Below are 18,728 nucleotides of genomic sequence, written 5' to 3' on the forward strand. Positions count from 1 at the left end.
TAAAACAAACATTATGAGCATTCCAAACAATTTAAAGTACAGTAAAGATCACGAGTGGATTTCTGTAGAAGGAGATGTAGCAACAATCGGTATTACAGCTTTCGCACAAGGAGAGTTAGGAGATATTGTTTATGTTGACGTAGAAACAGAAGGAGAAACTTTAGGTCAAGAAGAAGTATTTGGAACAGTAGAAGCAGTAAAAACAGTTTCTGACTTATTTATGCCAATTAGCGGTGAAGTTGTAGAATTTAACACTGAATTAGAAGGTGAGCCAGAATTAATCAACACTGATCCTTACGGAAAAGGGTGGATTATCAAAGTAAAAATTGAAGATGCTTCTCAATTAGATGCTTTATTAGACGCAGCTGCTTACGGAGAATTAATTGGTGCATAAGACAAAAAAAATAATATTCTTTGCATATGTAGCGTTGGTGTTTTATCTGACGCTACTTCCACAAGAAAATTTCTCGAAATTAAGCACAATCAAAGAATTAGAAATCTTTTTGGAGATTGATAATTTAGATAAAATTGTACATTGTGGAATGTTTGGGATGATGACGATTTTGTTATTTGTCGCATACAAAATAACAACTCTGCGCTTGATGATAATTCCGTTTTTGGTAAGTTTTCTTATCGAAATTTTGCAAGGTATTTTAACATCACTTCATCGTAGTTTTGATTTTGTCGATTTAATGGCAAACTTATCCGGAATCTCCCTCGCATATATCGCAATAGCATATTATTTACAACATAAAAAAACTCAGTAGTATTACTGAGTTTTTTGTTTTTCTTATCTTTTTGACTTATTCAAGTGTAAACTAAGAAAATGTCATTCCGACGTTAGGAGGAATCTTCGATTCTTCATTCTACTAACGTTTTATTCAGAATGACATTTATACGTAAGTCATATTGAACTCGTTTCAACATCACATCAAAATAAAAAAAAGCAACCTTTCGCTTGCTTTTATATTGAAAAAATTAATTGTGCTTACCGCTTAGTTCATCAACTCCTCAGGAATATCACATATCGGAATTGGAACCATTTTATGTTGGTTAATACGATTTAATCTGGAATAAATCTCGAATACTTCTTTTTCTCTACCTTCAAATTCATTTGCAGTTTTTCCAGCTTCTTTCGCTTTCATTGCCCATTCTAATTCATCGTAATTTGCACCTAATTGATCTTCATCCGAACGATCATCACCAAACAAACCATCTGTTGGTTTTGCTTTTTGAATATCTGTATTAATACCTAAAAATTCAGCAATTTTATACACTTCCGATTTCATCAAATCAGCAATAGGACTAAGATCTACACCGCCATCACCATATTTTGTATAAAAACCAACGCCAAAATCTTCAACTTTATTTCCAGTTCCTGCAACCAAATAATTGTGTAAACCAGCAAAATAATAAAGCGTTGTCATACGCAAACGAGAACGTGTATTGGCCAAAGCTAAATTCACTTTATCCGTCGTTTCCGTTTCTGGTAAAGCCGAAACCATTGCATCAAAAGTTGAGGTTAAATCAACTTCTATTGAATCAATTGGCGAAGAAAATTTATTTTTTAACCATTCAATATGACGTTTTGCTCTATCCGCTTGATTTTTTTCTTGATGAATTGGCATTTCCAAATTAAGTAAAGGGGAGCCTGTCATCGCACAAAGTGTTGAGGTTACAGCCGAATCAATTCCGCCCGAAATTCCAATCACAAAGCCTTTTTGGTGCGCTGTTTCCAAATAATCTTTCAACCAAGAAACAATATATTCTACAACTTTTTCAGTTTGCATAGTTTAATAATTTATTTCAAAGATAGCAGATTATGAAAAAAATTAGGGTTGAAAATACTACAGATTATTTTACTATTTTTGTTAGCTAAATAACCAAGCAATGAAATTTGTATATGGCTTAGCTTTTGCGAGTTTAATTTTATTTACTGCGTGCAAAAAAGAAAAATCGTGGGAAGTGGATGTCAAAGAACAAAATGTTCAGTTGAATATTCATGATATCAGCCAAGATTTTTTTAACGATTCGATTCCTTTAGCGACTTTACGAAAAGATTATCCTTTCTTTTTTGATGCAAAAACTGCGGATGATGTATGGGAAAGTCAACGTCGTAATAAAGAAGAATTAAGTATTTATGGACAATCTCGAAAGGTTTTTGGAGATTTTAAAAACTTAAATGAATCGTTAACTCCGATGTTTCAACGTTACCAATTTTATTTTCCAGAATATAAAATTCCGACGGTTTATACCTATTCATCAGGTTTACAAAATATAGATTATCCTGTGATGTTTAGTCAGCAATCTGGCTTGATGTTTATTGCGATGGATGCGTATTTGGGGTCAAAGAATAAATTATATGATAGCATTGGCGTAGAACGTTATTTACGCACAAATTTAGATTTTAATCGTTTGCCTTCTCAAGCTGTTGATGCAATTGCGAATGATGTGGTAACATTTAGCCCAAGAAATCAATTATTTATTGATAAAATGATTTATGAAGGGAAGAAATTGATTTTGCAAGATGCATTGTTAACAGATACACCAGACGAATATAAAGTTGGTTACACGCCAGAACAAATTCAGTGGTGTATTGAGAACGAAGGTCAAATTTGGAACTTTTTTGTGGAGCAAAATTATGTATTCAGTTCAGATGCTTCTTTGGATAAACGCTTTTTAGCAGTTAGTCCATTTTCAAAATTTAATAATGAAATAGAACAAGATTCTCCAGGAAGAATTGCGGCTTGGATTGGTTTGCAAATTATTCGCCAATACATGAAAGAGAATCCGAAGGTAGAATTGAAAGCTTTGTTAGATGATATGGATGGTCAAAAAATCTTCAAAGATTCTAAATATAAGCCAGCTTTAGAAAGTAATAATTCAACAAATTATACAACAAAAACAATTGATGGTAAAGTTTACCATTTTGTGAAATAAACTAATAATTAGAAGTTATGAGAACAACAAATATTACGGTAGAGATTGAATTGGACGAAAATCACGTACCAGAAAAAATGACTTGGAATGCACCAGACGGTGGAATTAGTCACGAAGAAACAAAAGCAATGTTACTTTCTGTTTGGGATGATAAAGCAAAAGAGGCTTTGCGTATCGATTTGTGGACAAAAGAAATGACACAAGATGATATGAAACGTTTCTTTCACCAAATTTTAATTTCAATGTCTAGTTCTTACGAAAGAGCAACAGAGGAAAAAGAAGTTGCAGAAAGAATCGCTGCTTTTGCAGAAGAATTCGCAATTGCTTCAAAAATTAAAGGTTAAGATTTTAACCAAATAAAAACTTTAAGTCGAATTTCGTAACATTTTGGTTAGAAATTCGACTTATTTTATATCTTTAATTTTCTGACAAGAATAGTCTATGAAACAATTATTTTTTACTTTACTATTTATTACTTCTCTTCCTTCGTTTGCCCAAGAAGGATGGACAATTGAAAAATGTATTGAATATGCTTCGAAAAATAATTTGACTGTTCAACAGAATACCATCAACCAAGAAATTTTTAATAAAAATTTAGAATTAACCTATAACGCTTGGTTGCCAACGGTTTCGGGTTATGTAGATACTAACTTTACAATCGGAACTTATAATCCAACAATAGAAAAGGGATATTATCAATTTGCGCATTCATTTGGCGTACAATCTAGCATCAATATTTACAATGGTGGAGTTGTTCAATTGAATAAAGACAAAGCTGCTTTGGAATTAGAAGCGTCGAAAGTACAAACTGCGATGACGATAAATGATATTTCGTTACAAGTTGCAAATTATTATTTGGCGGTTTTATTGAACAAAGAATTGAAACAAGTTGCAGTAGGAAATCTAACTATTTCGAAACAATTATTGGATCAAAATCAAAAGAAATTCAAAGCTGGTTCAGTAGCTCAATCTGTTGTTGCTCAATCTGAATCTGAAGTCGCGACAAATACACGTGAAGTGGTAAATGCACAAATCGAAATAGAGCGTGCATTGTTCAATTTAGCGATGTTGTTGCAATTAAATGATTACCGAAATTTTGCTGTAACTGATGTCAAAATTCCAGATAATGTAACGTCTCAATTGTATAATTTGGATGATGTGGTAGAAACGGCTTATCAAAATCAGCCTTCTGTAAAACATGCCGAATTGCAAATTGATGTTGCTGCGAAAGAAACTCAAATCGCGCGAACTTCATTATTTCCAAAAGTGACAGGAAGTTTCAATTTCGGAACGAATTATCTACAATATTTCAATAAAAGATTACGTCAAGATGCATTATTAGAGCAATTAGGACATAATGTAACAGGCGTTTTTGGAGTTGGTGTGAGTATTCCAATTTGGAATCAATATTCCTATAAAATTAATATTCAGAAAGCATTAATCAACGAGGATTTAGCAAAAGTTGACCTTCTACAATCGAAACAAGAGGTGTTGAAAAACGTTCAGTCTGCTTATTTTGAAGTAAATAGCTCTTATGCATCATATGATTCGTCGAAAGAAGCGGTAAAATATGCGAAAATTTCATACGATTTTGCACAAAAATCTTACAATGCTGGAGTCATTAATCAATACGATTTTAACCGTTCGCGTAATGATATGATGGTTGCAGAATCGCAAATGTTGCAAGCGAAATACAATTACATTTTTAAACAAAAAGTATTAGATTTCTATGCTGGCGTTCCAATAACGTTGGAAGGAAAATAGAGGTTAAATGAAGTAAATAGAGAAAATATTAATCAAATTATTGAAAATTATTTTCATAAAAGAGTTTCAGAGTGTAATAAATATTTCTAAATCTATTCTAAAATCATAAATTCAAACTTTATACATCAATTTTCCTTGTGTATCTTTGCAACATGGCAACAATCTTAAATTTAGAAACTTCAACAAAAAATTGTTCGGTTTCGATTGCTAAAGATGGCGTTCAACTATGTTTGGTTGAAGAAAGTGATGAAAATTATGCACATGGTGAAAAACTGAATCAGTTTGTGGATTGGTGCGTGGAAGGCGCGCAAATAAATTGGAAAGATATAGAGGCGGTTTGTGTTTCAAAAGGCCCAGGTTCTTACACAGGTTTGCGTATTGGCGTTTCGTCTGCCAAAGGTTTTGCGTATGGTTCTGATATTCCGTTGATGGCGATTAATTCGTTGCAAATTTTGGCGGAATCACAATTAAATCAAGAGGTCGATTATATCATTCCGATGATTGATGCTAGACGAATGGAAGTCTATACAGCTTTATTCGATAAGCAAGGAAATCAGTTGACAGAAACTGAAGCGAAAGTAATCGACGAAACTTCTTTTGAAGAATTGAAAGGAAAGAAAATTATTTTTGTGGGTGATGGAGCAGAAAAATGTCAAGAAGTTTTAGCGCATTTGGATGCTACGTTTATACAAATTTTTCCATCGGCAAAAGATATGATTCGTGTTGCGGAAGAAAAATTTAACCAAAAATCATTTGAAGATGTTGCGTATTTCGAGCCATATTATTTGAAAGATTTTGTGGCTGGAAAAAAGAAATCTGAATAAAATAAAAAGAGATTATTTATGAAAAATCTTGTGTTGACAATTGCTTCATTATACGGAATGATTGCGGTTATATTAGGCGCTTTTGGTGCTCATGCATTCAAGAAAATTTTGCCTGCCGAAAAATTAGCAAGTTTTGAAGTTGGAGTACGTTACCAAATGTATCACGCAATTGTTTTGTTAGCTGTTGGAATGTATTTTCAATTTAACAACGGTTTAGAACGCTCTGCCGCTTGGTGTTTAATTGCCGGAACATTTGTTTTTTCTGTGAGTATCTATTTGTTGTCATTCGCAGAACATTGGAATGCAAACCTTAAATTTTTAGGACCAATTACGCCACTTGGAGGATTATTCATGATTATGGGTTGGGGTTTATTGGCTTGGATTTTTTTGAAAGGAAGATAATTTTCTTTAAATTTATATAATTGTTAATCAGTTATATGAATTTGTGGAATAAATTATTGGTTGGATTATTATTTTTACTTGCAATTAATACAAAAGCGCAAGATAAATTAGTATTGACCACTCCTTTAATCTTTAAATTAGAAGGTTTTAATAGCAACTTTGAATTGAAATTGTTTAACAATAATCAATTCCAATACAAGTCTGTTTTTCTTAGCTGTTTTGGAGAGATTGATAAAAATGGTAAACTAAGGAGTGATGCTAATTATGGTTTTGCAAAAGGAACTTATCAAGTAAAGGATAATAAATTAATCTTAACTGTAAAATCATCAAGTAGCTATTATTCGTTGCAAAAAGAATATTATTTTTTGATTCTTGATAAAAAGACTTTTTTGATATCTAACAAAGATCGAAAAAATCTCAAAGAAGCAAGAATGAGAAGACCAAATAAATCTTTTCCGAATTATATTATAGATACGGATAATCGTAAAGAATATACATTTTATAGTATTGATCAAAAAGTAACTATCGAAGGTTACGAAAAAGATAAAATATATCAAATGTTTAAATAAAAAAGACACTTTATAAAGTGTCTTTTTCTATTTTTAATCTTTACCATTTATCATCTTCGAAACAATTCCAGAATTTTTATTGACTTCATCGATAATAACTCCAATGAGATGAATAAGAAAAAAGATAGGAAACCAATAAATTGCAGTTTTATGCAGTTCTTCCATTGGGTCTTTGTAAGTTCCATTTCCCCACATTAAATAAAATCCTGTCACAATATTAATTAGCATTAACAAATAGAAAATCATATAAATTATTCCCTGAAACTTTTCGGATGTTGAATGACTTTTCAAAGGATTAGGAAATCGGATTCCCTTTACCAGCATATAAACAATTCGGGCAGTAAAAAGACCTAAAGCGATATAAGCAAATATTTCGTGCCATTGCCACATTGGTTCTAAAGAACTTCTTCCAATTGTTTTTAAAGTAGCGTCAGAAATGTTTAAACCTTCTTTTGAAACTTCATTGGTAATTAAAGCAGAAAGATTTTTCTTGCTCATCCATTCCATTCTCAAAAAGCCAGTTAAGAAAAGCATTATCATCGATATTCCGATTGTCCAATGTAATAATCGATGAGTTAAAGTAAACTTTTTCATAATTTATAGTGATTAAAAAAAACCTCTCTAAATTGAGAGGTTTTTGTTGTATTTTTTTTATTCAAAATCGTCTTCCGTGAATTCGAATTCTTCAAATGTACATTCTATTTCGAAAGGAATATCATTTTCAGATTCTTCTACAAAATCTTGCACTTCACCTTTCCAATTCAAGGTCAAAATTCCTTTGTCGTTTACACTAAAAGTTAATTCGTTGTTTACCGTTTCGTAATCTTCTTCCGAAACATTCAACGTTGTATAATATACTTCTACAGTTTCACCTTCTTCGTCTTCTTCCTCGGCAAAACCGTAAGGAATAGAAACTTTTTTACCGTTTAATTCTTCTACAGATTCTACATCCAAAGGAAAATCATCAATAAATAAAGAAAGTTGAGGAAAATCGTTTTGTAACGAATCGCCTTCTACGTGTTCTAAGTCATCAGTCGAATGTATTTCGACCAACAAACATTTTTTATTTCCTTGAAAAACGACTTTGCATAACGATTTTTCAATATTATAATTAAATGTTTCATCCGGATGGAAGAACTTAATTGTTTTCATTGTTTTGTTAATGTATGTTATTAATTATGAGTACGAATATAATTAAGTTCAATTAATTATCACAAAAAAAATGAGAGAAATTATATTTTTTCGCCTCTAAAACAAAAAAGCCATCTATCTAAGATAAATGGCTTCTATTATTTTATGAATATTCAATTCGATTATTTTGCAGCTTCTTCAGTTGCAGCAGCTGGTTTAGCTGATAAATCTACTTGTAATAAAACTTCGTCTTTTATGATAGAACCTCCAGCACCTACGAATGCAATTCCGAAATCTTTACGGTTAATTCCGAATTCTTCAGATTTGATTGTTACACCATTCGCATCAACAGTTACATTAGCTTTGAAAGTAACATTTTTAGGAACTCCACGGAAATCTAAGTTTCCAGAAATTTCTGAATTGTAATCTCCACCTTCTAAAGCTTTAACTCCTGTAATTTCGAAAGTTGCAGTTGGGAATTTTTCAACGTCTAAGAAATCAGCAGATTTTAAGTGTCCGTCTAATTTTCCTTTGCTTTCTGCATCAGCATCTAAATCTTTAGATTCGAAAGAAGCAAAATCAGCAACAAATTTCCCTGATTCTAAAACTCCGTCGTGTACTTTTACAGAACCTTCTTTTAATTTTACAACTCCGTAGTGACCTTCTTCTGGTTTGTTGATATCGTCAAAAGTTTTTCCACCTTTCCAATTTACAACAGATGCAGTTGTATCAACAGTATATTCTGCCGCTCCTTCAGTTGATGTTGCTCCTTCTTGAGCTTCAGTTGCAGCTTTAGTTTCAGTTTTTCCTCCACAAGAAGTTAATGCAACAGCAGAAACAACAGCCAATCCTAAGAATAATTTTTTCATATTGCTTTTTTTAATTTTTTCTTTTACAAAACTATAATATAAATTAATAGTTGATATTGATTTATATCAATAAATGAAATAATTAAACAATTATTTCATATTGAATAAATCTAATACCTTAGCCAAACATAAGAAAAATTATTCAATCGTGCTAAACGTAAAACAACTCAGTTATAATTATCCAGATTTCGAAGAAAAAGTACTCGATAACATCAATTTTGCAGTTAACAAAGGCGAAGTGATAAGTATTATTGGGGAAAGTGGAAGTGGAAAATCAACTTTACTGAAATTGATTTATGGATTGTTGGATTTTAAAGAAGGAGAAATTTACTATCATACCAAAAAATTACGCGGTCCTGCTTATAACTTGATTCCAGGTCATAAAATGATGAAATACGTAGCGCAAGATTATGATTTGTTAGATTTTGTAACGGTTGGTGAGAATGTTGGGAAATTTTTAAGCAATTTCGATTTAGAGCTTAAACAACAACAAATTGACGAAGCGTTAACGGTGGTTGAAATGTTAGATTTTAAACATATTTTTCCAAATAAACTGAGTGGAGGTCAGCGACAGCGTGTGTCTATTGCACGAGCTTTGGCACAACAACCCGAAATTTTGTTGTTGGATGAACCTTTTTCTAATTTAGATCAAACATTAAAATTAACCATTCGAGAAAAAATTATGGATTGGTGTAAAGTGCATCAAATTACAGTGATTTTTACAACGCATGATTTGAATGATGCTTTTTATACTTCGGATAAAATTTTAGTTTTGCAAAACGGAAAAATGATTCAGTATGATGAGGTCGAGAATGTGCGAAATTCTCCTGCGACAGCTTATGTGGCCAAACTTTTTGGTTATGTAAATGTGTTGGATGATTCGCAAGATTTAGGAATTGATTCGTCTAAAATTGTCATTTATCCAGAAGAAATTACAATTTCTGAAAATGGAAAATTTGAAGGAAAAGTAATTTCATCAAAATTTCAGGGAAGAGATTATTTGGTAAGATTTACATTCAAAAACATTGAATTGTTGACTTATTCTTCTCAAAAATTAATGAAAGATGAGTTGATACATTTTGAAGTTATAAAATTTCATCAATTATGCATTTAGAAAGTTTACAAGTAACGGAATTGTGTAGCGAACGATTAATTTTGATGCCGTTCACGATTTCCATTTGCGAAAATATATTACAGAATAATTATACCGAATTAGAGCAATTAAATTTGATTAGAGGAAAAGGTTGGCCAGATGCAGATGTAATCGAAACATTGCCTCGAATTATTGTAAACTTGTCTAAAGTTGACGCACCAACAGGTTTCGAATCGTGGATGATTATCAAGAAATCAACACGAGAAATAATTGGTGACATTGGTTTTAAAGGTTATAATTTTGTTGGAAGAAGTTGTGATATTGGTTATGGAATTATCGAAGCAGAAAGAAAACAAGGTTTTGCCGCTGAAGCAGCTGCGGAATTGATAAATTGGGCATTTACAAAAGAAACTTTAGAAGAAGTAACCGCTTGTTGTTTGATAGAAAATATTGGTTCAACGAAACTTTTGACAAAACTAAATTTCTCTGAATTGAGTCGAGATTCAACTATGATTTATTGGTCGTTGTTGAGAGAAAATAAATTGAGTTAAAGAATAGATTTCTCGATAAACTTGGAATGATAATCTGATATAAAAAAAGCGCAATTCAAATTTAGAATTTCGCTTTTTTGTTTTTATTTATTCAACAAGAAATCTAAAACTTCTGCTGTAAAATCTTTCGGATTTTCGGCATGTAACCAATGTCCTGCATTTGCAATTTTCTTGATTTCCGCATTTGGAAAACGCTCTTTGATAATCATTTCATCTTCTGGCATAATGTAATTAGAATTTGCACCACCCAAAAATAAAGTTGGACCATCAAATTTGCCTTTTAACAATTCAGAACCAATCATCTCTTGGTAAAATTTCTCCAAAATAGCTAAATTGAATCGAAAAGCATATTTTCCATTATCGGCGTGATACACGTTTTTCAACAAAAATTGTCGCACACCAATTTCAGGAATATATTGTTCTAAAGTCGTTTCTACATCTTTTCGAGTTTCAACTTGATCAAAATTGACAGATTTCAATGCTTTGAAAATTGCATTATGATGAGGTTGATACGCTTTAGGCGCCATATCCGCAACAATCAAATGATCTAATCTATTTTGATGAGTCATTGCAAAATCAATCACAATTCTTCCGCCAAGAGAATGTCCCAACAAATGTGCTTTTTCGATAGAATTTGCATCCATATAATTCACGATATCTTGCGTCATCGCTTCCAAAGAAGAATCTTCGCTATGAAAGCTACGTCCATGATTGCGCAAATCAATCAAATGTGTCGTAAAATATTCACCAAAATGTTTTCCTAATGTGCTCCAATTATCCAATTGCCCGAATAATCCATGAAAAACCAATAAATGTTTTTCACCAGAACCAACAATTTTACTATGTAAGATTTCTGCCATTTTTTACAAATTTGCTAATTCAATTTTACGTAAATACGCTTGTATTGTATTTTCTAAACCTAAATATAGAGCTTCAGAAATTAATGCATGACCAATAGAAACTTCTGCAATTGTTGGAATTTCACGAATAAAATATTCAATATTATCTAAACTCAAATCGTGTCCAGCATTTACAGCCAAGCCGTTTTTGATTGCCAATTTAGCTGTTTCTTTATATGGATTGATTGCTTCAAGATTTCCTAAACCATATTGCGTTGCAAATTCTTCTGTGTACAATTCGATTCGATCTGCACCAGTTTTTGCAGCACTTTCAATTAAAGCAGGATTTGGATCTAAGAAAATAGATGTTCTGATTCCAGCGTCTTTAAAGGTTTTAATTACATCAGTTAAATAATCAAAATGTTTGACTGTATCCCAACCAGCATTTGATGTAATCGCATCTTCTGCATCAGGAACCAAGGTAACTTGTTCTGGTTTTGAGTTTAAAACCAATTCCATAAAACTATCAATCGGTTTTCCTTCAATATTAAATTCAGTTGTTACAACAGGTTTCAAATCGTACACATCTTGGTAACGAATATGACGTTCGTCTGGACGTGGATGAATCGTAATTCCTTGCCCTCCGAATTCCTGAATTTTGATTGCCGCTTCTACAAGATTTGGCGTATTTCCACCACGCGCATTACGAATTGTGGCAATTTTATTTATATTAACACTTAATTTAGTCATGATTTTATATTATAATTTTTTTATATCAGAAAGCGAAATGCTTTGCATAATTTCTAAGTCAAATTTACGACAAGCTGTTAACAAATGATCGAAAATATCGGACTGAATTCTTTCAAATTCCAAATTGCTTGCCGAAGTTGTAAAACAACCAATTTCTAACGGCATTCCAAGCGGCGAAACAGGTAATTGTTTTACGATAATTGGATCATTTTGCGAAACTGTTTTTAAACTTTTTAAATAATGTTCAACATAAATTCTAAAAACACCAATATTGGTTAAGTTTTTACCATTAATATCTAAATCAGAATTTTCAATGTTTTGATTATAGATAGAGATTTCGTGACGTTTTTGTTGAATATAATGATGAATTAAAGTAATATTTTCGAAACGATTTAACATTTCTTCGTTACAAAACTGAAACGAATTTACATTAAACGAAACAGAACGTTTTATTTGACGTGTTCCAGTTGCCAACATCGCCATATGATTGGTTACCTGAGACGATACCAAATCTACAGTAGGAACAGTTGCAATAGATTTATCAAACTTCTCAATTTTCACCAAATTGATGTTAATTTCTTTTACTATTCCTTCAATATCGCCTTTGGAAACGGTAATCCAATCGCCAACTTTTACAATTTTAGAATAGGAGATTTGCAAACCAGAAACAAATCCGAAAATTGCATCACGAAAAATCAATAAAACAGCTGCGGTTAAAGCTCCGAGAACGGTAATAATTGTATTTTTATCAACCGTAAACAAAATCATTATTCCAGAAATAATCGCAAAAAATGTGATAATAAACTTCAACATTTGCCCAAAAGTTCGCACTCCAACTGTTGTATAACTATTTTCTTCGTTGTACACATCAATAATTGTATTGATAACTCGGAAAATAAGTTGCGTAAAAACGATTAATGAAATAAGTTGTGTAATGCGTTGAACAACATGAAAAATATTTCCTTCATTCTTGAACAAAATAACATTCATGCTTAATGCAAAACTGATTGGAACAAGATGAATAGCTGAAAGAAAGACTTTGTTTTTGTACAAAAACTTCAACCAATCGTTTTCGGTGAAATTCTTTAATTTTTTTAGAAGCGGAAGAATAATAACTCTTAGCACAAAATCTATCACAAAAAGAATAGCTATCCAAGTAACAATTTCTAAAAAGGTAAAAAGATTTTCGGATAAATCAATTTTGAAATATTGATTGAAAAAAAATTTTACACCATCAGAAAATTCTTCATAAAAAGATTTATCTTGCATAAGCTGTTAATTGAGTTTAAATAGATTTGTTTGTGCAAAGTTACAGTTTTAAAAATACTAAAATATTGGATAACGATAGTATACTAAATCTTATTAGTGGAATTTTATTGGTTGTTGGTTTGGTCGGAACTGTTTTGCCAGCTTTACCAGGAGCACCTTTGGCATTGGTCGGATTATTGGTTTTTAAATTCAGTAGTGATTGTAGTTACAATTGGGGAACGATAATTATTGCAGGACTTTTTGTGTTATTAGGTGTGCTTTTAGATTATTTATTACCAGCTTACATGACCAAGAAATTAGGTGGAACCAAATACGGGATTTGGGGATCTATTGTAGGATTAATCATCGGATTATTTTTTCCACCAATCGGGTTTATCGTAGGTCCTTTTCTGGGAGCATTATTAGGCGAATTGGTTTTTACTGCGGCTTCGCCTAAAGTTGCATTAAAATCTGCTTTCGGATCTTTTGTCGGATTTATTTTAACAACAGGATATGATGTTATTTTAACATTAATTTTTATAGGAATATTTGTTTATCACTTAATGAATTAGTCAGATTAAATGATTGAAATTAGGTCAATAAAAAATATTTAACTATATTTGCAAAGAATTTAAAGGAATAAATGGAGGAGGGCTGGTTATAGCTCTCTTTTTCGTTGTATATGGATTCAAATAAAGTAAAACAGCTGATAGACGAAGCAATAGCGGAAAATCCGTCATTGTTTCTTATCGATTGGAAAATCACTCCAGATGATAAAATTGTAATTTTAGCAGATGGAGACGAAGGTCTTTCAGTCGAAGAAATTGTAAGAATAAGCCGATATGTAGAGCACAATCTTGATAGAGAAGAATGTGATTTTGCATTAGAGGTTTCCTCTCCTGGTGTAGGAAGTAACCTAACCATGCCACGCCAATTTGTCAAAAATGTAGGAAGAACTTTAGAAGCTACATTAAGCGACAAAGTGATGGAAGGCGAAATTGTAGAAGCCGATGAAGAAGGTGTTACAATTTTTTGGGAAGCGCGCGAACCAAAACCTGTAGGAAAAGGAAAAATTACAGTAGAACACAAAGAAAAAATAAATTACGCTGACATCAAGAAAGCGATTATAAAAGTCACCTTTTAAAAAAATAAAAGTTTAATGGACAATCTTGCATTAATTGAATCTTTTGGAGATTTTAAAGACGATAAGAACATCGACCGTATTACGCTTATGGCAATCTTAGAAGATACCCTGAAAAGTGTTTTGAAAAAGAAATATGGTACAGATGATAACTTTGATATTATTGTAAATCCTGATAAAGGAGACTTAGAGATTTGGCACAACCGTATCGTTGTAGAAGACGGTTTTTCAGAAGACGACGCAACAGATATCGAATTATCTGAAGCACGTAAAATTGAGCCAGATTTTGAAGTAGGTGAAGAAGTATCGGAAAAAATTCCGATCGAAGCATTAGGTCGTCGTGCAATTTTAACTTTACGCCAAACATTGGTGTCTAAAGTAATGGAGCATGATAATTCTAATTTATACGAAAAATTTAAAGGTTTAATCGGAGAAGTAGTTACGGGAGAAATCCATTATGTACGTCACAAACAAGTGATTATAATGGATGACGAACAAAACGAAATGATTTTACCAAAAGAAAATCAAATACCATCAGATTTTTTCAGAAAAGGAGATACATTACGTGCTGTTGTAGATGACGTAAAATTGAGAGGAGCAAAACCTCAAATTATTTTATCTAGAACATCACCAAAATTTTTAGAGAAATTATTTGAACAAGAAATTCCAGAGATTTTAGACGGATTAATTACAATCAAAAATGTAGTTCGTATCCCTGGAGATAAAGCAAAAGTAGCAGTAGAATCTTACGACGATCGTATCGATCCAGTAGGAGCTTGTGTTGGAATGAAAGGATCTCGTATCCATTCAATTGTACGCGAATTACGTAACGAGAATATCGATGTAATCAACTACACAAACAACATGAGTTTGTTTATTCAACGCGCTTTAAGCCCAGCTAAAATTTCGAATATCGAAATTAATGAAGAAGAAAACAAAGCCTTAGTTTACGTAAATGCAGACGAAGTTTCGAAAGCAATTGGTAAAGGAGGTTACAATGTTCGTTTAGCTTCTAAATTAGTTGGAATGGAAATTGATATTTTCAGAGAAGGCGCCCAAGACGAAGACGTAGAATTATCAGAATTCTCAGATGAAATCGATGCATGGGTAATCGAAGCATTCAGTGCTATCGGGCTAGATACTGCCAAAAGTATTTTAGAACAAGATGTTGATGACTTAATCAAGCGTACGGATTTAGAAGAAGAGACAATCTTAGACGTTATCCGTGTCTTAAAAGAAGAGTTTGAAGATTAATTCATACTCAAGTCATAAACAATTCATACATTTGCAAACATTAAAATAAGAGATTAGCTTCATATGTCGGAAACAATAAGATTAAGTAAAGTATTAAAAGAATTAAATATATCAATAGATAGAGCTGTTGACTTTTTAGAAGGGAAAGGTAAAACTGTAGAGAAAAATCCGAACTCTAAAATCGATGTGCCAACTTACGATATTTTAGTTAATGAGTTCCGATCTGATGCTAAACAAAAGCAAGCTTCCGGTGAAGTAGTCATTAACAAAATTTCAGATATCAAAGCCGCTGAGAAAAAAGAAGCAGAAGCAAAAGCTGCAACTGAAAAACCAGTAGAAAAGAAACCTGAAATCATTGAAACGACGAAAGTTGAATTGGAAGGACCAAAGACTGTTGGAAAAATAGACTTAGATGCTTTGAAACCTAAAGCCAAAGTAGAAAAAACTGCGGTAAAAGAAGAGGTGAAGAAAGAAGAAATCAAGAAAGAGGAAGCACCAAAAGCTGAACCTAAAACTGAATCAAAAGAGGAACCGAAAGGACCGAAAGTGATAAAAGTTATTGATCTTGATAAAATAAATAATACAGGTAAACCTAAAAAGCAAGATTCTCCAGCTCCTAAAAAAGAGCAAGCAGAACCTAAAAAGGCGGAAGCACCTAAGGCGGAAGTTAAAAAAGAGGTGAAGAAAGAAGAACCTAAAAAGGTGGAAGAGGTTAAAAAGCCTGAAATAAAAACGGAAGCGAAGCCTGAAGTGAAGAAAGAAGAAATTGAAGAAGTAGCAGCAGTTGAACCTCAAAAAATTGAAACTGTCTACACAAAATTAGATGGACCTAATTTTACAGGTGCAAAGATTGACTTATCTAAATTTGATAAGAAAAAAACTGACGATAAAAAAGGGAATCAAAAAGGTGCTAATAACGCTGCTGACAAGAAAAAGCGCAAACGTATCCAGAAAAACGTTAAACCAGAAGATGTAGCAAAAGCTGGAGAAAACGGAGGAAACAATAACAATCGTCAAGGTGGTAACAACAACCACGGAGGAGGAAATAATAATAACCGCCAAGGTGGTAATAACAACCACGGAGGAGGAAATAATAACAACCGTCAAGGAGGTCAAGGACAAGGAGGTAATCGCCCAGGTGGACAAGGTGGTAATCGTCAAGGTGGTGGAAACTTTAGAGGTGGAAACAACCGTGGACCAAGAGTTCCTCAAGTAGAACTTTCTGACGAAGATGTTAAAAAACAAATTAAAGACACTTTAGATAAACTTACTAATAAAGGAAAAGGATCTAAAGGGGCTAAACACAGAAGAGACAAACGTAAAGAGCGTCGTGAGTTTGCTGAGCAAGAGCAAGAAGCAATAGACATGGACAAAACTTTACATGTAACAGAATTTGTAACGGTTAACGAATTAGCTTCTTTAATGGATGTTTCTGTTACAGAAGTTATATCTGCATGTATGTCATTGGGAATCATGGTTACCATGAACCAACGTCTAGAAGCGGATACAATTCAATTAGTTGCAGATGATTTCGGATTCGAAGCAGTATTTGCTAATGCTGAAGAAGAAATCTCAACTGAAGAAGAAGAAATCGATAACGAAGAAGATTTAGTAACTCGTGCGCCAATCGTAACTGTAATGGGACACGTGGACCATGGTAAAACATCTTTATTAGATTATATTCGTAAAGCAAACGTAATTGCTGGTGAGTCTGGAGGTATTACACAACACATTGGTGCGTATAACGTAACATTGCCAAGTGGTAAGCGTGTAGCGTTCTTAGATACACCAGGTCACGAGGCCTTTACAGCGATGCGTGCTCGTGGTGCTCAAGTAACGGATATTGCAATTATTGTAATTGCGGCCGATGATCAAATCATGCCACAAACACGTGAAGCAATTTCTCATGCTCAAGCAGCTGGAGTACCAATGGTATTCGCTATCAATAAAGTTGATAAACCAGCAGCTAACCCAGAAAAAGTAAAAGAGCAATTAGCTCAAATGAACTTATTAGTTGAAGACTGGGGTGGTACTTACCAATCTCAAGAAATCTCGGCTAAATCTGGTTTAGGAGTAGAAGATTTATTAGAAAAAGTATTATTAGAAGCTGAGGTATTAGACCTTAAAGCGAATCCAAAACGTAAAGCATCTGGTACAGTTGTAGAAGCTGCATTAGACAAAGGACGTGGATATGTTTCGACAATTATCGTACAAACAGGTACATTACACATCGGAGATTATGTATTAGCAGGATCTCACCATGGTAAAGTTCGTGCAATGTTAGATGAGCGTGGGAACAATATCAAAGTTGCTGGACCATCAACACCAGTTACAATATTAGGATTAGCGGGTGCGCCAACAGCAGGTGATAAGTTCAAAGTTTACGAAGATGAACGCGAAGCGAAACAAATTGCAACTCGTAGAGATCAATTACAACGTGAGCAAACTATTCGTACACAAAAACATATTACGCTTGATGAGATTGGACGTCGTATCGCTTTAGGAGATTTCAAAGAGTTGAATATTATCTTGAAAGGGGACGTGGATGGTTCTGTAGAAGCATTAACAGACTCTTTACAAAAACTTTCGACAGAAGAAATTATTGTTAACATCTTACACAAAGGAGTTGGACAAATTACAGAATCTGACGTATTATTAGCTTCTGCTTCAGATGCGATTATTATCGGATTTAATGTTCGTCCTGGTGGATCTGCTCGTGATATTGCAGAAAAAGAAGAAGTTGAAATTAGAACTTACTCAATTATCTATGCTGCGATCGAAGAGATCAAAGAAGCGATGGAAGGTATGTTATCTCCAGAGTTGAAAGAGCAAGTAACAGGTAATATTGAGGTACGTGAAACATTCAAAGTAACGAAAGTTGGTACTATTGCTGGATGTATGGTGTTAGACGGTAAAGTTTACAGAAACTCTAGTATTCGTATCATTCGTGACGGAGTTGTGATCCACGATGGTGAATTAGCTTCATTGAAACGTTTCAAAGATGACGTGAAAGAAGTTAGTAAAGGTTACGAATGTGGTCTTAACATCAAAAACTTCAACGATATTCAAGTAGGTGACATTATCGAAGCTTACGAAACTGTAGAGGTTAAAAAGAAATTGAAATAATCAATTCTCAACAAATATTTTAAAAGGAGCTCAATTTGAGCTCCTTTTTTTATGAAATTTTATTTAATAAAAATCAATACTCTACTTGTTATATAGAATTATATTCTATTATTAATCTTATTTTTAGAATAGAATCTCTATTTAATATTAATTTAAAGTTTTCTTTTATTTTATTTAAAAACGAGTTGTTTTATATTCTATAAAGTCTATAAATTTGCTAGACTTTT

21 protein-coding genes are annotated in these 18,728 nt (G+C 32.7%); 14 read left to right on the forward strand and 7 right to left on the reverse strand.

Features of this window, described 5'->3' with window-relative positions; translation table 11 throughout:
* Positions 1-13: 13 nt before the first annotated feature.
* Positions 14-394, forward strand: coding sequence for a glycine cleavage system protein GcvH (gene gcvH / locus B4G36_RS00135; RefSeq protein ID WP_038335019.1), 381 nt, complete (start codon positions 14-16; stop codon positions 392-394).
* Positions 387-767: a VanZ family protein gene (locus B4G36_RS00140; protein ID WP_221854263.1), complete on the forward strand. Its 381-nt coding sequence runs from the start codon at positions 387-389 to the stop codon at positions 765-767. Before gcvH ends, B4G36_RS00140 begins: the two co-directional genes overlap by 8 nt.
* 228 nt (positions 768-995) lie before the next feature.
* Here B4G36_RS00140 and nadE read toward each other — a convergent pair whose 3' ends face one another.
* Positions 996-1,790: an NAD(+) synthase gene (gene nadE, locus B4G36_RS00145; RefSeq protein ID WP_291061105.1), complete on the reverse strand. Its 795-nt coding sequence runs from the start codon at positions 1,788-1,790 to the stop codon at positions 996-998.
* A 100-nt stretch (positions 1,791-1,890) separates the two neighbouring features.
* Between nadE and B4G36_RS00150 the strand changes: the two genes are divergently transcribed.
* From B4G36_RS00150 to B4G36_RS00175, 6 genes are all read left to right on the forward strand, one after another.
* Positions 1,891-2,940, forward strand: a complete 1,050-nt coding sequence (locus B4G36_RS00150) for a gliding motility protein, GldB (protein WP_219033845.1) — start codon at positions 1,891-1,893, stop codon at positions 2,938-2,940.
* 17 nt (positions 2,941-2,957) lie between these two features.
* Positions 2,958-3,284: a gliding motility protein GldC gene (gldC, locus tag B4G36_RS00155; protein ID WP_038335027.1), complete on the forward strand. Its 327-nt coding sequence runs from the start codon at positions 2,958-2,960 to the stop codon at positions 3,282-3,284.
* A 97-nt stretch (positions 3,285-3,381) separates the two neighbouring features.
* Positions 3,382-4,704 (forward strand): TolC family protein, encoded by a 1,323-nt coding sequence (locus B4G36_RS00160; RefSeq protein ID WP_291061107.1) that lies wholly within the window; start codon positions 3,382-3,384, stop codon positions 4,702-4,704.
* A 152-nt stretch (positions 4,705-4,856) separates the two neighbouring features.
* The gene (gene tsaB / locus B4G36_RS00165; protein ID WP_291061109.1) at positions 4,857-5,528 is read left to right on the forward strand and encodes a tRNA (adenosine(37)-N6)-threonylcarbamoyltransferase complex dimerization subunit type 1 TsaB; all 672 of its coding nucleotides are present in this window, start codon (positions 4,857-4,859) and stop codon (positions 5,526-5,528) included.
* 18 nt (positions 5,529-5,546) lie between these two features.
* Positions 5,547-5,930, forward strand: coding sequence for a DUF423 domain-containing protein (locus tag B4G36_RS00170; RefSeq protein ID WP_291061111.1), 384 nt, complete (start codon positions 5,547-5,549; stop codon positions 5,928-5,930).
* A gap of 35 nt (positions 5,931-5,965) precedes the next feature.
* Positions 5,966-6,499 (forward strand): hypothetical protein, encoded by a 534-nt coding sequence (locus B4G36_RS00175; RefSeq protein WP_291061113.1) that lies wholly within the window; start codon positions 5,966-5,968, stop codon positions 6,497-6,499.
* A 33-nt stretch (positions 6,500-6,532) separates the two neighbouring features.
* Here the strand turns inward: B4G36_RS00175 and B4G36_RS00180 are convergent, their stop codons facing one another.
* From B4G36_RS00180 to B4G36_RS00190, 3 genes are all read right to left on the reverse strand, one after another.
* Positions 6,533-7,093, reverse strand: coding sequence for a cytochrome b/b6 domain-containing protein (locus B4G36_RS00180; protein WP_280051221.1), 561 nt, complete (start codon positions 7,091-7,093; stop codon positions 6,533-6,535).
* 57 nt (positions 7,094-7,150) lie between these two features.
* The gene (locus B4G36_RS00185; RefSeq protein WP_291061115.1) at positions 7,151-7,651 is read right to left on the reverse strand and encodes a hypothetical protein; all 501 of its coding nucleotides are present in this window, start codon (positions 7,649-7,651) and stop codon (positions 7,151-7,153) included.
* Between the two features lie 161 nt (positions 7,652-7,812).
* Positions 7,813-8,499 carry a YceI family protein gene (locus B4G36_RS00190; protein WP_291061117.1) on the reverse strand — a complete coding sequence of 229 codons (687 nt, stop codon included), beginning with the start codon at positions 8,497-8,499 and terminating at the stop codon, positions 7,813-7,815.
* 100 nt (positions 8,500-8,599) lie between these two features.
* Between B4G36_RS00190 and B4G36_RS00195 the strand changes: the two genes are divergently transcribed.
* A complete protein-coding gene (locus B4G36_RS00195) occupies positions 8,600-9,613 on the forward strand; it encodes an ABC transporter ATP-binding protein (protein WP_291061119.1) in 1,014 nt (337 codons plus the stop codon).
* Positions 9,604-10,143 carry a GNAT family N-acetyltransferase gene (locus B4G36_RS00200; RefSeq protein ID WP_291061121.1) on the forward strand — a complete coding sequence of 180 codons (540 nt, stop codon included), beginning with the start codon at positions 9,604-9,606 and terminating at the stop codon, positions 10,141-10,143. Before B4G36_RS00195 ends, B4G36_RS00200 begins: the two co-directional genes overlap by 10 nt.
* Before the next feature lie 83 nt (positions 10,144-10,226).
* Here B4G36_RS00200 and B4G36_RS00205 read toward each other — a convergent pair whose 3' ends face one another.
* Genes B4G36_RS00205 through B4G36_RS00215 form a run of 3 tightly spaced genes read right to left on the reverse strand, consistent with a single transcriptional unit; the run spans position 10,227 to position 13,001 of the window.
* Positions 10,227-11,003 (reverse strand): alpha/beta fold hydrolase, encoded by a 777-nt coding sequence (locus B4G36_RS00205; protein WP_291061123.1) that lies wholly within the window; start codon positions 11,001-11,003, stop codon positions 10,227-10,229.
* A gap of 3 nt (positions 11,004-11,006) precedes the next feature.
* Positions 11,007-11,732, reverse strand: a complete 726-nt coding sequence (locus B4G36_RS00210) for a pyridoxine 5'-phosphate synthase (RefSeq protein ID WP_291061125.1) — start codon at positions 11,730-11,732, stop codon at positions 11,007-11,009.
* A 9-nt stretch (positions 11,733-11,741) separates the two neighbouring features.
* The gene (locus B4G36_RS00215) at positions 11,742-13,001 is read right to left on the reverse strand and encodes a mechanosensitive ion channel family protein (protein ID WP_221854250.1); all 1,260 of its coding nucleotides are present in this window, start codon (positions 12,999-13,001) and stop codon (positions 11,742-11,744) included.
* Positions 13,002-13,066: 65 nt separating this feature from the next.
* On the opposite strand from B4G36_RS00215, the gene B4G36_RS00220 reads away from it, so the two are divergent.
* The 4 genes from B4G36_RS00220 to infB all read left to right on the forward strand — a co-directional run bounded on the left by B4G36_RS00220 (position 13,067) and on the right by infB (position 18,501).
* Complete coding sequence (locus B4G36_RS00220; RefSeq protein WP_291061128.1) at positions 13,067-13,552, forward strand: DUF456 domain-containing protein; 486 nt, start codon at positions 13,067-13,069, stop codon at positions 13,550-13,552.
* Positions 13,553-13,662: 110 nt separating this feature from the next.
* Positions 13,663-14,124 carry a ribosome assembly cofactor RimP gene (gene rimP, locus B4G36_RS00225; RefSeq protein ID WP_221854248.1) on the forward strand — a complete coding sequence of 154 codons (462 nt, stop codon included), beginning with the start codon at positions 13,663-13,665 and terminating at the stop codon, positions 14,122-14,124.
* 15 nt (positions 14,125-14,139) lie between these two features.
* The gene (gene nusA, locus B4G36_RS00230) at positions 14,140-15,375 is read left to right on the forward strand and encodes a transcription termination factor NusA (RefSeq protein ID WP_114997920.1); all 1,236 of its coding nucleotides are present in this window, start codon (positions 14,140-14,142) and stop codon (positions 15,373-15,375) included.
* Between the two features lie 63 nt (positions 15,376-15,438).
* Positions 15,439-18,501, forward strand: coding sequence for a translation initiation factor IF-2 (infB, locus tag B4G36_RS00235; RefSeq protein ID WP_286495297.1), 3,063 nt, complete (start codon positions 15,439-15,441; stop codon positions 18,499-18,501).
* The last annotated feature ends 227 nt before the right edge of the window (positions 18,502-18,728 follow it).

The sequence above is a fragment of the Empedobacter sp. UBA3239 genome (assembly GCF_002362875.1).
Classification (GTDB): Bacteria; Bacteroidota; Bacteroidia; order Flavobacteriales; family Weeksellaceae; genus Empedobacter; species Empedobacter falsenii_B.

Excerpts from the sequence above, each read along its gene's own strand:
- B4G36_RS00170 (WP_291061111.1), top strand. The coding sequence starts at position 5,547 with ATGAAAAATCTTGTGTTGACAATTGCTTCATTATACGGAATGATTGCG.
- B4G36_RS00190 (WP_291061117.1), bottom strand. The coding sequence starts at position 8,499 with ATGAAAAAATTATTCTTAGGATTGGCTGTTGTTTCTGCTGTTGCATTA.
- rimP (WP_221854248.1), top strand. The coding sequence starts at position 13,663 with ATGGATTCAAATAAAGTAAAACAGCTGATAGACGAAGCAATAGCGGAA.
- B4G36_RS00205 (WP_291061123.1), bottom strand. The coding sequence starts at position 11,003 with ATGGCAGAAATCTTACATAGTAAAATTGTTGGTTCTGGTGAAAAACAT.
- infB (WP_286495297.1), top strand. The coding sequence starts at position 15,439 with ATGTCGGAAACAATAAGATTAAGTAAAGTATTAAAAGAATTAAATATA.
- B4G36_RS00185 (WP_291061115.1), bottom strand. The coding sequence starts at position 7,651 with ATGAAAACAATTAAGTTCTTCCATCCGGATGAAACATTTAATTATAAT.
- B4G36_RS00210 (WP_291061125.1), bottom strand. The coding sequence starts at position 11,732 with ATGACTAAATTAAGTGTTAATATAAATAAAATTGCCACAATTCGTAAT.
- gldC (WP_038335027.1), top strand. The coding sequence starts at position 2,958 with ATGAGAACAACAAATATTACGGTAGAGATTGAATTGGACGAAAATCAC.
- B4G36_RS00200 (WP_291061121.1), top strand. The coding sequence starts at position 9,604 with ATGCATTTAGAAAGTTTACAAGTAACGGAATTGTGTAGCGAACGATTA.
- B4G36_RS00215 (WP_221854250.1), bottom strand. The coding sequence starts at position 13,001 with ATGCAAGATAAATCTTTTTATGAAGAATTTTCTGATGGTGTAAAATTT.
- B4G36_RS00175 (WP_291061113.1), top strand. The coding sequence starts at position 5,966 with ATGAATTTGTGGAATAAATTATTGGTTGGATTATTATTTTTACTTGCA.
- tsaB (WP_291061109.1), top strand. The coding sequence starts at position 4,857 with ATGGCAACAATCTTAAATTTAGAAACTTCAACAAAAAATTGTTCGGTT.
- B4G36_RS00180 (WP_280051221.1), bottom strand. The coding sequence starts at position 7,093 with ATGAAAAAGTTTACTTTAACTCATCGATTATTACATTGGACAATCGGA.
- gcvH (WP_038335019.1), top strand. The coding sequence starts at position 14 with ATGAGCATTCCAAACAATTTAAAGTACAGTAAAGATCACGAGTGGATT.
- nusA (WP_114997920.1), top strand. The coding sequence starts at position 14,140 with ATGGACAATCTTGCATTAATTGAATCTTTTGGAGATTTTAAAGACGAT.
- nadE (WP_291061105.1), bottom strand. The coding sequence starts at position 1,790 with ATGCAAACTGAAAAAGTTGTAGAATATATTGTTTCTTGGTTGAAAGAT.
- B4G36_RS00160 (WP_291061107.1), top strand. The coding sequence starts at position 3,382 with ATGAAACAATTATTTTTTACTTTACTATTTATTACTTCTCTTCCTTCG.
- B4G36_RS00150 (WP_219033845.1), top strand. The coding sequence starts at position 1,891 with ATGAAATTTGTATATGGCTTAGCTTTTGCGAGTTTAATTTTATTTACT.